Source organism: Microbacterium meiriae (genome assembly GCF_040685015.1).
Classification (GTDB): Bacteria; Actinomycetota; Actinomycetes; order Actinomycetales; family Microbacteriaceae; genus Microbacterium; species Microbacterium meiriae.
Map to the genome: position 1 here is coordinate 1,591,476 of NZ_JBFBHD010000001.1, position 12,810 is coordinate 1,604,285.

Genomic DNA, 12,810 nt, shown 5'->3' on the forward strand with positions numbered 1-12,810 from the left:
GTAACCCGGGGATCACTCCGCCCAGACCCCGGTCTCCAGGAACCGCTCCAGCCGCGCACGGTGCGGGGCGAGGTCCCACCCCTGCTGCGCCACCCACTCGTCGGAGTAGTACGTGCCGGCGTAGCGCACACCGCTGTCGCAGATGAGGGTCACGACGCTGCCGGTCTCGCCGGCGGCACGCATCCGGGCGATGAGCTGGAACGCGCCGTAGAGGTTCGTGCCGGTGGAGCCGCCCGCCCAGTGCAGGGTGCGCTCGCGGAGGAGGCGGATCGCGGCGATGGAGCCCGCGTCCGGCACCTGGATCATCTCGTCGATCACGGACGGCACGAACGAGGCCTCCACCCGCGGCCGCCCGATGCCCTCGATGCGGCTCGGGCGTCCCGCCGGCGGGTCGACCGTGCCCGCCCAGCCGTCGTAGAAGGCCGAGCCCTCGGGGTCGACGACGGCGATCCGGGTGTCATGGCGGCGGTACTTCACATAGCGGCCGAACGTGGCGCTGGTGCCGCCGGTGCCGGCGCCCGTGACGATCCAGCGGGGGATCGGATGCCGCTCCTGGGCGAGCTGGCTGAACACGCTCTCGGCGATGTTGTTGTTGCCGCGCCAGTCGGTGGCGCGCTCCGCGAAGGTGAACTGGTCGAGGTAGTGCCCGGTGCAGTCCGCCGCCAGGCGCTGGGCCTCCGACGACATGTCCTCCGGGCGGTCGACGAAGTGGCAGGTTCCGCCGTAGAACTCGATGAGGTCGATCTTCTCCTGCACCGTCGACCGGGGCACGACGGTGATGAACTTCAGCCCCAGCATGCGGGCGAAGTAGGCCTCCGACACCGCGGTCGATCCGCTCGAGGACTCCACGAGGGTCGTGTCCTCACGGATGCGCCCGTTGACGAGCCCGTAGAGGAGGAGGGAGCGCGCGAGGCGGTGCTTGAGCGAGCCGGTCGGGTGCACCGACTCGTCCTTGAGGTAGAGGTCGATGCCCCACTCCGGCGGCAGCGGGAACAGGTGCAGGTGTGTGTCGGCGCTGCGGTTGGCATCGGCTTCCAGCAGGGCGATCGCGGTGCTGGTCCAGTCGCTCATGCCTCGAGCGTACCGGGGCCGCTGTCAGCCCACCGTGCCCGCGGGGGAGGCGCCGCCCGATCCGTCCACGTGCATCAACGACGCCTGGGACTGCTCCTGCTGGAGCTGGAACTCGAAGCGCGAGCGGTCGCCGCGGTGGTACGCGATGAAGTACTCGATCGGCACGCCGTCCTCACTGCGGCTGATGCTGCGCAGGCGGAGGAGGGCGGAGCCGGCGCTCACACCGAGGTGCTGAGCCTGCTCGTGCGTGGCGACCGTCGCCTCGGCCGAGCGGACGCCGTGCGTGGCGATGATGCCGTGGTCGGCGAGCAGCCGGTACAGCGACGCCTCGGTGAGATCCGCGCCGAGCGTCACCGCCCCCACCGCCTCGGGCATCCACGTGGTCGAGAGCGACCAGGGCTCGCCGTCCACGTGTCGCAGCCGCTCCAGCACGATCACCGGCGATCCGACCGGCACCTCCAGGGCCAGGGCGACCTCCTCGTCCGCGACGGTCTGCTCGTGGCGGAGGACGTCGCTGTGCACATGGCCGCCGCGCCGCTCGACGTCGTCGTACAGCCCGACGAGTGTGTGCACGAGACTCTCGCTCGTGCGCGGGCGGGAGACGAACGTGCCCTTGCCCTTCACGCGCTCGACGAGTCCCTCGTGCTCGAGCTGCGCCAACGCCTGCCGAACGACCGTGCGGGAGATGCCGTAGCGCTCGCACAGCCGGTGCTCGCCGGGAAGAGGATCGCCCGGCTGCAGACCGTCGCGGGCGATGCCGTCGATGATGAGCTGCCGGAGCTGGTCGTACATGGGCGCCGCGCTGTGGCGGTCGATGGCGTCCTCGATGAGGGACATCAGTACGCCACCCCCGCGTGCAGGATCACGTTCGCGTACGGGGTGAACTCCCCGGAGCGCACGAAGGCGCGGGCGGCGTGCGTGCGCCGCTTGAACTCGACGTGCGGGACCAGCTCGATCTCGAACCCCGCATCGGCGAAGCGCTCGCGCAGGGCGTCGAGCACCTCCGGGCTCTTCTCGGCGACCTCGGCCGACACCGTCGCGCCCTCGACGACGAGCTCCGCGAGCACCGTGTCGAGCACGTCGAGGAAGGCGGGGGCGCCGGGGCGGTAGGCGAGGTCGATGCGCTCGGCGCCCGGCGGGATCGGCAGCCCGGCATCGGTCACGACGATCAGATCGGTGTGCCCGGTCTCGCTGATGACGCGGGAGAGCGCGGGGTTGATCGTGGTCGAGGTCTTGCGCATCGTGTGCTCCTGGTTCAGTTCGCGACGGGGGCCGCGGTGCGCGCGGCGAGGAAGGCCTCGACGTCGGCGCGGTGGGGGAGGCTGGGCGAGGCCCCCTGCTTCGTGACGGTGAGGGCGCCCGCGGCGGTCGCCAGCCGCACCGCATCGGTGAGGGCCGCTCCGCTCGCGAGCGCGGCGCCGAGGTAGCCGGCATAGGCGTCGCCCGCGGCGGTGGTGTCGACGGCCTCCACGGGGAACGGCGGGACGACGGTGGCGCCCTCGGCGGTGACGACGCACGACCCCTGTCCGGCCAGCGTGATGACCGCGGCGCCCACACCCTGCTCCAGGAACCAGTGTCCGGCGCGTTCGGCGGAAGCGGCGTCGGTCACCTGGATGCCGCTGATGAGCGATGCCTCGGTCTCGTTCGGGGTGACGATGTCGATGCTCCGCCAGATCTCCGCTGCCAGCTCCGCCGCCGGTGCCGGATCGAGGATCACGGTCATGCCGTGCTCGCGTCCCCGGGCGGTGATGTGGGCGGTCAGGGCGGACGGGGTCTCGAGCTGGGTGAGCAGCACCGAGGTCGTGGGGGCGAGCGCTGCGAGGGCCTCGTCGATCTGCTCGGTGCTCAGGGCGGCGTTCGCGAGCGGCACCATGACGATGTCGTTCTGCGCGGAGGCGTCGACGCGGATGTGCGCGATGCCGGTGGGGCCCGGGACGGTGCGCAGGTGCGCGAGGTCGACGCCGGCGGCGGTGAGACCGTCCACCACGAGGTCGTGGAACAGGTCGTCGCCGACGCAGCCGACGAAGCTCGTGCGGGCGCCGGAGCGTCCCGCCGCGACGGCCTGGTTCGCGCCCTTGCCGCCGAGCATCAGCGTGAACTCGTCGCCGAGGATGGTCTCGCCGCGGGCCGGGAGCCGCTGGGAGAAGGTCGTGACGTCGGCCGTCACGCTGCCGACGATGACGACGCCGGAGCGGTCGCCGGGGTGTGCGGGTGTCATCTCGCTCCTGATCCTCCTCGACAGCGCGGGACTCCCGGTCTTTGACAAGGTTCGGGAGCTGTCATTACATTAGCCGAAGCCCCACCTGTAACGACAGGTTGCCCGCGAGGAGACCCCGATGACCGCGATCGCGCCCCGCCTGTACGTCGACAGCGCCGACACCGACCGTGTCGCGCGGCTGCTCTCCGCGGGGGTCGTGCACGGTGTCACGACGAACCCCACGATCCTCGAGCGTGGCGGGCGGACGGCTGGGGAGATCCCCGACCTCTACGCCCGCTGGGTCGAGGAGGGCGCTCGGGAGGTGTTCTTCCAGACGTGGGGTGGTGACACCGCCTCCTTCCTCCGGAACGCGGAGGGCATCCGCGCGCTCGGCGACCGCGTCGCGGTGAAGGTGCCCGCGACCGCAGCCGGGTTCGCCGCCGCTTCCGCCCTCATCCGTGACGGGGCCACGGTCCTCGTCACGGCGGTCTACTCCGTCGCGCAGGCGCTCGCGTGCGCTTCGATCGGTGCCCAGTACATCGCGCCCTACCTCGGGCGCATGCGCGACGCGGGCATGGACGGCGACGCCCTCATCGCCCGGATGCAGGAGATGTGCGCGGGCAGCGCCTCCAACGTCCTCGCCGCGTCGCTGCGGACGGCCGATGACATCACCGGGCTGCGCGCTGCCGGCGTCCCCTACTTCACCGCCGCGCCCGGCGTGCTCGACCAGGTGCTGTTCCACGAGGTCAGCGACAGCTCGGCGGCCGAGTTCGACGCCGCGATGGAGCGTCTCGGCGCCTGACGGGTCAGGCCGAGGCGGCCTGCCGCAACCACCGCTCGACACCCGCGATGTGGGCCGTGGCGAGGGAGGTGGCCAGTGCCGAGTCGCGCTGGGCGATGGCGTCGGCGATGGCGCGGTGCTCCGACAGGGTGCGCTCCACGGCGCCGCCCTCCGTGAGCCCCCGCCACACCCGGGCCCGGACCGTCTGGCTGCTCAGGTGCTCGATGAGGCTCGCGAGGTAGGCGTTGCCCGCCATGCCCACGATCTCGCGGTGGAAGCGGATGTCGTGGTCGACGAGCTCCTCGATGCCGACGGAGGCGTCGACGGCCTCCACCTCGTCCTGAAGGGCCGCGATCGCCTCGTCCGTGCCCAGGGTCGCCGCGAGCCCGGTGGCCTGCGATTCGAGCATCCGGCGGACGGCGAACATCTCCAGCATCGAGTCGTCGTCGTGCATGTCCACGACGAACGCGATCGCCTCCAGCAGCAGGTGCGGCTCCAGGCTCGTGACATAGGTGCCGTCACCACGACGGACGTCGAGCACGCGGATGACCTCCAGCGCCTTGACCGCTTCGCGCATCGAGTTGCGGGAGAGGCCGAGGCGCTCGGAGAGCTCCTTCTCCGGGGGCAGGCGATCGCCGGGGGCCAGTTCGCCCGACACGATCATCGCCTTGATCTTCTCGATCGCCTCGTCCGTCACTGCCATGGCGCTCATCCTCGCACAACATCCGATGTCTGCGGCAGGATGGGGGCATGCGCATCCTCGACTCGCACCTGCACCTGTGGGACCCGGAGGCCCTCGGGTACACGTGGCTCGAGGGACCGCTCGCGCGGCGCTTCGCTGCCGGCGAGTTCGAGCATGCGCGGGTGGAGCGGGCCACGGAGGAGCGGGCCGTGTTCGTGCAGGCCGAGACCGCCGAGGACGACTTCCTCGCGGAGGTGCGGTGGGTGGCAGGGCAGGCGGAACGACTCGGGGTGGTCGGCATCGTCGCCGGCGCTCGGCTCGATCGCGGCACCGACACCACGGTGCACCTGGAGAGCCTCACCGCGGAGCCCCTCGTGGTCGGCGTGCGTCATCTGCTGCAGGGGGAGCCGGACGGCATGATGCTCTCGTCGGCCTTCATCTCCGGGGCCCGCGAGGTCGCGGCGCACGGGTGGACCTTCGACGCGTGCGTGCGTGCCGCGCAGCTCCCCGACGTCGCACGACTGTCCGGCGCGATCCCCGAGCTGCGGATCGTGCTCGATCACCTCGGCAAGCCGGAGGTCGGGACGGCTTCTGCTCCGCGCACGCCCTCCGTGGAGTGGGAGCGCGACCTCGCCGAGCTGGCGCGACACCCCGGGGTGTTCTGCAAGGTGTCCGGACTGCCCGCGGAGGCCGGAGGGGACTGGAGCCTCGCGCAGCTCGAACCCTTCCTCGACATCGCGGCCGACGTCTTCGGTCCCGAGCGCCTGATGTGGGGGAGCGACTGGCCCGTGTCGGCGGTCGGCCCCGCGGTGCCGGACGATCCCCGCGCTTCCGCCGACGGCTCTCCGGTGTATCAGCCGTCCGCACGCAGCCGCTGGGCCGACGCCGTGGCGGCCTGGGCCACGTCCCGCGGCATCGATCACGACGCCCTCTTCCACGCCACCGCCACCTCCTTCTACTCCCTCTAGCCCCCCTCCCCCCCGCCCCTTACGCGGGGCGGGTGCAATATGCCACCTTCGGAGCCCCGTCCAGGCCCGCTTTTGATCCCGGCCGGATGGGTACCGTACCGCTCACGGTCGTCCCTCCTGGGCGCCTCGTGGCGTGCGGGATGGGAAACGGTCCGCGGCAGCCGCATCGAGGAGCGATTCTGATCCCGCCGGCGCGGACACCCGTGTGCGGGATCAGAAAGGGGCGTGCGGGGCGGGATGGGGGAGCGGTTCTGATCCCGAACGGCGGGGCGGGCGGGAAGCGTGCCGTGTGCGGGATCAGAAAGGGGCGTGCGGGGCGGGAGGAGGGAGCGGAATTGATCCCGGCTGGGGTGGGACGGGACGGGAACGGCCCGGGGTCTCGCGGGGAGACACCGGGCCGTCGGGAGGATCGAGTCACTCGGGGCGGAGGCGGAGCTGCGCCATCCCCCCGTCGACCTCGATGAAGGTGCCCGTGGTGGAGCCCGCGGCGGGACTCACGAGGTAGGCCACCGCGGCGGCGACCTCGTCGGGGCTCACGAGTCGTCCGTGGGGCTGTCGTGCCTCCAACGCGGCCCGCTCGGCGGCGGGGTCGGCCGCGGAGTCGAGCAGTCGTCCGACCCACGGCGTGTCCGCCGTGCCGGGGTTGACCGCATTGACGCGGATGCCCTCGCGCAGATGATCGGCGGCCATCGCGCGAGTCAGCGCCGACACGGCCCCCTTCGACGCGGAGTACAGCGCCCGCTGCGGGAGTCCGGTGGTCGAGGCGATCGAGGCCGTGTTGCATACGGCGGCGGCGGGGGACGTCCGCAACCAGGGGAGCGCCGCCGAGGTCACCCGAGCGATGCCCGTGACGTTGATGGAGAGGACGCGGGCCCACTCGTCGTCGTCGTTCGCGGCGATGTCGCCCTGCGCACCGATGCCGGCGTTGTTGACGACGATGTCGATGCGGCCGAAGCGCTCGGCGACGGCGGCGACGGCGGCGTCCACGCTCGCGCGGTCGGAGACGTCGGCGGTGAACGCGGCGAACCGCTCGTCGGCGTGCGTGGTGTCACGATCGAGGACCGCGACGGTGACGCCGTCCGCATGCAGACGGTCGGCGATCGCCGCGCCGATGCCGGAGGCTCCTCCGGTGACGATGGCCACGAGGCCTTCCGCGTCGGTTCCCTGAGTTCGAAGGGTCACTTCTCTGCCTCCCATGCGACGAAGTCCTGGCGCTGGCGGCCGAGGCCGTCGATCTCGATCTCCACCACGTCGCCCGCGGCCAGGTAGGGGTACGTGCCGGACAGGGCCACGCCCTGCGGGGTGCCGGTGAGGATCAGGTCACCGGGCTCGAGCGTGACGTACTGCGACAGGTGGTGCACGATCTGCTCGACCGTGAAGATCATGTCGCTCGTGTTCGAGTCCTGCCGCGGCTCGCCGTTCACGAAGCTGCGGAGGCCGAGCGCCTGATGGTCCACCTCGTCCGGGGTGACCATCCAGGGACCCGTGGGATTGAAGCCGAAGGCGATCTTGCCCTTCGACCACTGCCCGCCGGACACCGCCATCTGGAAGTCGCGCTCCGACACGTCGTTCGCGGCGACGAAGCCGGCCACGTGCGCCATCGACTCCTCCGGGGAGTCGAGGTAGGCGGTGCGGGTGCCGATGACGATGCCGAGCTCGACCTCCCAGTCGGTCTTCTCGCTCCCGCGCGGGATCGTCACCGCGTCGTTGGGGCCGACGACCGTGTTGGGCGTCTTGAGGAAGATGATGGGGATGGTCGGCGGCTCCGACCCCGACTCCGCGGCGTGCGCGGCGTAGTTCATCCCGATGCAGATCACCGCGCTCGGGCGGGCGATCGGGGCGCCGATGCGCATCGTCGCGGCGTCCGGCAGCTCGGGGAGCTCCCCGGCGTCGCGGGCGGCGGCGACGCGGGCGACGAAGTCTCCCGCAAGGAAGTCGCCGTTGACATCGGATGTCACCGGGCGGAGGTCGAGGTAGCGGTCACCCTCCAGGAGGACGGGGATCTCCGCCCCCGGGGTGCCGAGCCGCGCGAACTTCATGATTCTCCTGATCGTTCGGGAGGCCGCTGCTCAGCGGCCGGTCTCGTTGACAGTATAGACATCGGATGTTTACACTCCAAGAGATCCGCGCGGAAGAACGACCCGCGCATGGAGAGGAACCCCGTGAGCCGTATCGTCGCCCTCGACACCACCGACATCCGCTTCCCCACGTCGCTGAGCCTCGACGGCTCCGACGCGATGAACCCGGACCCCGACTACTCCGCCGCGTACGTCATCGTCCGCACGGACGCCGCCGACGGCATCGAGGGGCACGCCTTCGTCTTCACGATCGGCCGCGGCAACGACGTGCAGGTCGCGGCCATCGACGCGCTCGCCGGACACCTCGTCGGGCGGGAGATCGAACCGCTGCTCGATGACATGGGCGGCACGTTCCGCGAGATCATCGGCGACTCGCAGCTCCGCTGGCTCGGGCCGGAGAAGGGCGTCATGCACATGGCCATCGGCGCGGTCATCAACGCGCTGTGGGACATCAAGGCCAAGCGCGCGGGCCTGCCGCTCTGGCAGCTCCTCGCCCGGATGACCCCGGAGGAGCTCGTCGACCTCGTCGACTTCCGCTACCTCACCAACGCCCTCACCCGCGAGGAGGCGCTGGAGATCCTGCGCACGGCGGAGCCCGGCCGGGCCGAGCGCGAGCAGCAGCTCCTCGCCACCGGCTACCCGGGCTACACGACCAGCCCCGGCTGGCTCGGCTACTCCGACGAGAAGCTCGAGCGCCTCGCCCGCGAGGCCATGGCCGACGGATTCACGCAGATCAAGCTCAAGGTCGGCGCCGACCTCGACGACGACATCCGCCGCTTCCGGAAGGCTCGGGAAGTGTGCGGCCCGGACTTCCCCATCGCGATCGACGCGAACCAGCGCTGGGAGGTCTCCGAGGCGATCGAGTGGGTGAACGCGCTCGCCGAGTTCCACCCCGCATGGATCGAGGAGCCCACCAGCCCCGACGACATCCTCGGGCACGCGGAGATCGCCCGCGGCGTCGCGCCCATCCGTGTCGCCACCGGTGAGCACGCGCAGAACCGGATGATCTTCAAGCAGCTCCTGCAGGCCGACGCGATCTCGGTCATGCAGATCGACGCCGTCCGCGTCGCGGGAGTGAACGAGAACATCGCCAACCTGCTGCTCGCGGCGAAGTTCGACGTGCCGGTGTGTCCGCATGCCGGCGGCGTGGGGCTGTGCGAGGCCGTGCAGCACCTGTCGATGTTCGACTTCGTCGCCCTCTCAGGCACTCGCGAAGGCCGCCTGATCGAGTTCGTCGACCACCTGCACGAGCACTTCATCGTGCCGACCGACATCCAGGGCGGCTCCTACATGGCTCCGACCGCGCCGGGTACGGGCATGGAGATGAAGGCCGACAGCATCGCGGAGTACACCTGGACGGGTGCGCATGTCCACGCCTGAGCGCCTGACCGTCCCGACCCTCGGCTACGGTGCCGCGAACGTCGGCAACCTCTTCCGTGAGCTGTCCGACGACGACGCGTGGGCGGTGCTGGACGCGGCGTGGGAGAGCGGCATCCGCTTCTACGACACCGCTCCGCACTACGGCCTCGGGCTGTCCGAGCGCCGACTCGGAGCCTTCCTGCAGACGAAGCCGCGGGACGAGTACGTGCTCTCGACCAAGGTCGGCCGGCTGCTGCGCCCGAACCCCGACCACGCCGGCGGCCTCGACACCGCGAACGACTTCCACGTACCGGACGACCTCCAGCGCGTGTGGGACTTCTCGGCGGACGGCATCCGGACGAGCCTGGAGGAGTCGCGCGAGCGCCTGGGCATCGAGCGCATCGACCTCCTCTACCTGCACGACCCGGAGCGGCACGACCTCGACCTCGCGCTCGCCGAGGCCCTTCCCGCCCTGGAGCAGTTGCGCGCCGACGGTGAGGTGACCGCGATCGGCATCGGCTCGATGGTGTCGGACGCCCTCGCGGCATCGGTGCGTTCGGCCGACCTCGACCTCGTGATGGTGGCCGGTCGGTACACGCTGCTGGAGCAGCCCGCCGCGGTCGACGTGCTGCCCGCGTGCCGCGAGACCGGGACCGGGATCGTCGCGGCGTCGGTGTTCAACTCCGGCCTGCTCGCCTCGAACGAGCCGCGACGCGATGGCCGCTACGAGTACGGGCAGCTCCCCGACGAGCTGTGGGACCGCCTCGTGCGCATCGCCGCGGTGTGCGCCGATCACGATGTGCCCCTGCCGGCCGCGGCGATCCGGTTCCCGCTGCAGTCTGACGTGGTGCGCTCGGTGGTCGTCGGGGGCAGCCGTCCGGCGCAGCTCCGGCAGAACGCCGAGTACGCTGCCCTGGAGATCCCGTCGGCCCTGTGGGAGAACCTCGCGGCCGAGGGCCTCATCCCCACCTCCTGACCCCCGTCCACCGAGAGGAGCCGCCGTGCTCGAAGGAATCCACCCGCTGCTGACCGGGGAGCTGCTGCTGCATCTCGACCGGATGGGGCACTCCGACGCGGTGGTCGTCGCCGACGCGCACTTCCCGGCGTGGGGACTGGGCGCACGGGTGGTCGAACTTCCCGGGACCACGACGCCGGAGGTCGTGGCCGCGATCCGCAGCGTGCTGCCACTCGACGACGCGCCCGGCATCGACCTGATGACCTCGGCCGACGGCGAGGTGCTGGATGTGCAACGCGAGCTCATGGCCGCGGCGGGTACGGAGCTCGACACCACGCGCTTCGTCGAGCGCTTCGCGTACTACGAGGTCGCGAAGGAGACGTACCTCATGGTGCGCACGGGGGAGACGCGCAAGTACGGCAACGCACTGCTCCGGAAGGGCGTGGTCGGCCACCCCTCGGCCTGACTCCGTTCACAACTCAGGAGCTGCGTCGGTGAAAGCGGCTGGACGGGCCGTTTCGACGCGGAGCCGCGCTCTTCTCCTGAGTTGTGAACGCCGGGTTCACCGCCCGACGGTGGACTCCCGCACGATGAGCTCGGCCGGGAACGGCGTCGGCGCCGGCGGGGGAGCGGTCGGATCGGCGAGGAGTTGCAGCAGCGCGGCCCCGGCGGCGCGGCCGATCTCGTAGCCGGGCTGCCGCACGCTCGTCAGCGGCACCACGCCCTGGTGTGCGGCGGCCACGTCGTCGAAGCCGACGAGGGCGATCTCCTCCGGCACCCGGATGCCGTGGCGGAGCAGCTGCGTCAGCACACCGAGGGCCACCCCGTCGTTCGCGGCGAAGACCGCGTCCGGGCGCTCGTCCGCCGGGAGCTCGACGAGGCCTGCCCCGGCGCGGAGGCCGTCCTCGGTCGCCAGATGCTCGACGTCGAGGACGGAGACGCGGACGTCCGTGCCCGCCACCGCATCGCGCAGGCCGGCGAGGCGGTCGTTCGATTGGCTGACCGTCGGGGCTCCGAGGAACAGGATGCGGCGTCGGCCGAGGGACAGCAGGTGCTCACCGGCCAGCCGTCCTCCGCCGCGGTCGTCGAAGGTGACCGCGGCGACGGAGGGCGAATCCCGGATGGGGCCGACGACCACCGAGCGGATCCCGCGGGTCGCGAGTTGCTCCAGCCGCGGCACGACATCGCCGCGCGGATAGATGATGATGCCCTGCACCCGGTGGGCCTCGAACATGTCGATGTTCTGCTCCTCGCGGGCGGCGTCGCGGGCGCTGTCGCTGAAGAAGAGCGACCAGCCGCCCTCCCGCGCCACGTCGTCGACGCCGCGGGAGAGGTCGTTGAAGTACGGCAGCCAGGCGTCGAGGAGGATGAGGGCGAGGGCCTTGCTCGATCCCGCGCGGAGCTGGCGGGCCGACTCGTTCGGCACGAAGCCGAGCTCGGCGATCGCGGCGCGCACCCGCTCGCGGCTGGCGGCGCCGAGGACGTGCGGGTGATTGAGGTAGTTCGACACGGTCGATGCCGAGACCCCCGCGAGAGCCGCGACGTCCTTCACGCTCGCGGACATGGGTCTCCTTCGACGGTGGGGCCGTCGGTGTGCGGCCCGATGAGGCCCAGGCTAGCGGAGGACTTGTAACGTGCCAAGAAAGTTCTTGACACCCCGGTCGACGGCGACGTAGCGTGACTCGCACACCGGACTTGTAACGTGCCAAGTCCGCGCGGCGACGGTGCCGGACACCCGCCGGAGGAGCGCTCATGAACATCGGCTGCCACGGACTCGTCTGGACGGGGACCTTCGACGCGGACGGCATCCGGCTCGCGGTCGAGAAGACGAAGCAGGCGGGCTTCGACCTCATCGAGTTCCCGCTGATGGATCCGTTCTCGTTCGACGTCGCCGCCGCGAAGGCCGCCCTCGCGGAGCACGGACTCGCGGTCAGCGCCTCGCTCGGGCTCTCCGACGAGACCGACATCACCAGCGGTGACCCCGCCGTGGTGGCCGCGGGCGAGGCGCTCCTGCTCCGCGCGGTCGACGTGCTCGCCGAGCTCGGGGGCACGCACTTCTGCGGCGTGATCTACAGCGCCATGAAGAAGTACATGGATCCGGTCACGCCCGAGGGTCTCGCCTCGAGCCGTCGGACGATCGCCCGAGTGGCCGACCACGCCGCCGAGCGGGGAGTCTCCGTCTCGCTCGAGGTCGTCAACCGCTACGAGACCAACGTGCTGAACACCGCGCGGCAGGCGCTGGCGTACCTCGCTGAGGTCGACCGTCCGAACCTCGGCATCCACCTGGACACGTACCACATGAACATCGAGGAGTCGGATATGTTCGCGCCGGTGCTCGATGCGGCCCCGGCCCTGCGGTACGTGCATATCGGCGAGAGCCACCGCGGCTATCTCGGCACCGGGACGGTCGACTTCGACACGTTCTTCAAGGCGCTCGGACGCATCGGCTACGACGGCCCCATCGTGTTCGAGTCGTTCTCCTCGGCCGTGGTCGCGCCTGACCTCAGCCGCATGCTCGGAATCTGGCGCAACCTCTGGACGGACAACGACGAACTCGGGGCGCACGCGAACGACTACATCCGCGACAAGCTCGTGGCGGTCGACTCCATCCGCCTCCACTGAGGCCCGCGGGTGCTTCGAGATCAAGATGTTATTACAGGTCTTCCCCCGCCGCCGATCGTTAGATACATTTAGATACAACTTGCACTGACCCGGGTGC

General features: G+C 71.0%; 14 protein-coding genes. 6 read left to right on the plus strand and 8 right to left on the minus strand.

The annotated features are described in order from the left end of the window. Window positions 1–12: 12 nt before the first annotated feature. Genes AB0N68_RS07800 through AB0N68_RS07815 form a run of 4 tightly spaced genes read right to left on the minus strand, consistent with a single transcriptional unit; the run spans window position 13 to window position 3,289 of the window. A complete protein-coding gene (locus AB0N68_RS07800; protein WP_187662532.1) occupies window positions 13–1,071 on the minus strand; it encodes a PLP-dependent cysteine synthase family protein in 1,059 nt (352 codons plus the stop codon). 24 nt (window positions 1,072–1,095) lie between these two features. Beyond that, window positions 1,096–1,908 carry a GntR family transcriptional regulator gene (locus AB0N68_RS07805; protein WP_187662531.1) on the minus strand — a complete coding sequence of 271 codons (813 nt, stop codon included), beginning with the start codon at window positions 1,906–1,908 and terminating at the stop codon, window positions 1,096–1,098. After that, on the minus strand, window positions 1,908–2,312 hold the full coding sequence (rbsD, locus tag AB0N68_RS07810; protein WP_187662530.1) for a D-ribose pyranase: 405 nt from the start codon (window positions 2,310–2,312) through the stop codon (window positions 1,908–1,910). The genes AB0N68_RS07805 and rbsD overlap by 1 nt, the downstream gene beginning before the upstream one ends. A 14-nt stretch (window positions 2,313–2,326) precedes the next feature. Continuing rightward, window positions 2,327–3,289 carry a ribokinase gene (locus AB0N68_RS07815; protein WP_259954360.1) on the minus strand — a complete coding sequence of 321 codons (963 nt, stop codon included), beginning with the start codon at window positions 3,287–3,289 and terminating at the stop codon, window positions 2,327–2,329. 118 nt (window positions 3,290–3,407) lie between these two features. On the opposite strand from AB0N68_RS07815, the gene AB0N68_RS07820 reads away from it, so the two are divergent. Next, a complete protein-coding gene (locus tag AB0N68_RS07820; RefSeq protein ID WP_259954358.1) occupies window positions 3,408–4,070 on the plus strand; it encodes a transaldolase family protein in 663 nt (220 codons plus the stop codon). Window positions 4,071–4,074: 4 nt separating this feature from the next. Here AB0N68_RS07820 and AB0N68_RS07825 read toward each other — a convergent pair whose 3' ends face one another. After that, window positions 4,075–4,752, minus strand: a complete 678-nt coding sequence (locus AB0N68_RS07825) for a FadR/GntR family transcriptional regulator (protein WP_187662527.1) — start codon at window positions 4,750–4,752, stop codon at window positions 4,075–4,077. A gap of 47 nt (window positions 4,753–4,799) precedes the next feature. On the opposite strand from AB0N68_RS07825, the gene AB0N68_RS07830 reads away from it, so the two are divergent. Beyond that, window positions 4,800–5,699, plus strand: a complete 900-nt coding sequence (locus AB0N68_RS07830; protein ID WP_292793399.1) for an amidohydrolase family protein — start codon at window positions 4,800–4,802, stop codon at window positions 5,697–5,699. 414 nt (window positions 5,700–6,113) lie between these two features. Here AB0N68_RS07830 and AB0N68_RS07835 read toward each other — a convergent pair whose 3' ends face one another. Then, window positions 6,114–6,881, minus strand: a complete 768-nt coding sequence (locus AB0N68_RS07835; protein ID WP_396654838.1) for an SDR family NAD(P)-dependent oxidoreductase — start codon at window positions 6,879–6,881, stop codon at window positions 6,114–6,116. Beyond that, window positions 6,878–7,738: a fumarylacetoacetate hydrolase family protein gene (locus AB0N68_RS07840; RefSeq protein ID WP_292793393.1), complete on the minus strand. Its 861-nt coding sequence runs from the start codon at window positions 7,736–7,738 to the stop codon at window positions 6,878–6,880. The genes AB0N68_RS07835 and AB0N68_RS07840 overlap by 4 nt, the downstream gene beginning before the upstream one ends. 123 nt (window positions 7,739–7,861) lie before the next feature. Here AB0N68_RS07840 and AB0N68_RS07845 point away from each other — a divergent pair, with 123 nt between their 5' ends. From AB0N68_RS07845 to AB0N68_RS07855, 3 genes are read left to right on the plus strand one after another with little or no spacing between them, the layout of a single operon-like run. Then, window positions 7,862–9,157, plus strand: a complete 1,296-nt coding sequence (locus AB0N68_RS07845) for an L-fuconate dehydratase (protein ID WP_292793391.1) — start codon at window positions 7,862–7,864, stop codon at window positions 9,155–9,157. Continuing rightward, window positions 9,144–10,112 carry an aldo/keto reductase gene (locus AB0N68_RS07850; protein WP_292793388.1) on the plus strand — a complete coding sequence of 323 codons (969 nt, stop codon included), beginning with the start codon at window positions 9,144–9,146 and terminating at the stop codon, window positions 10,110–10,112. Before AB0N68_RS07845 ends, AB0N68_RS07850 begins: the two co-directional genes overlap by 14 nt. A gap of 25 nt (window positions 10,113–10,137) precedes the next feature. Then, a complete protein-coding gene (locus AB0N68_RS07855) occupies window positions 10,138–10,557 on the plus strand; it encodes an RbsD/FucU family protein (protein WP_363332455.1) in 420 nt (139 codons plus the stop codon). A 96-nt stretch (window positions 10,558–10,653) separates the two neighbouring features. On the opposite strand, the gene AB0N68_RS07860 is transcribed toward AB0N68_RS07855, so the two are convergent. Continuing rightward, complete coding sequence (locus tag AB0N68_RS07860) at window positions 10,654–11,655, minus strand: LacI family DNA-binding transcriptional regulator (protein WP_292793382.1); 1,002 nt, start codon at window positions 11,653–11,655, stop codon at window positions 10,654–10,656. 188 nt (window positions 11,656–11,843) lie between these two features. On the opposite strand from AB0N68_RS07860, the gene AB0N68_RS07865 reads away from it, so the two are divergent. Beyond that, the gene (locus AB0N68_RS07865; protein WP_292793379.1) at window positions 11,844–12,713 is read left to right on the plus strand and encodes a sugar phosphate isomerase/epimerase family protein; all 870 of its coding nucleotides are present in this window, start codon (window positions 11,844–11,846) and stop codon (window positions 12,711–12,713) included. Window positions 12,714–12,810: the final 97 nt, after the last annotated feature.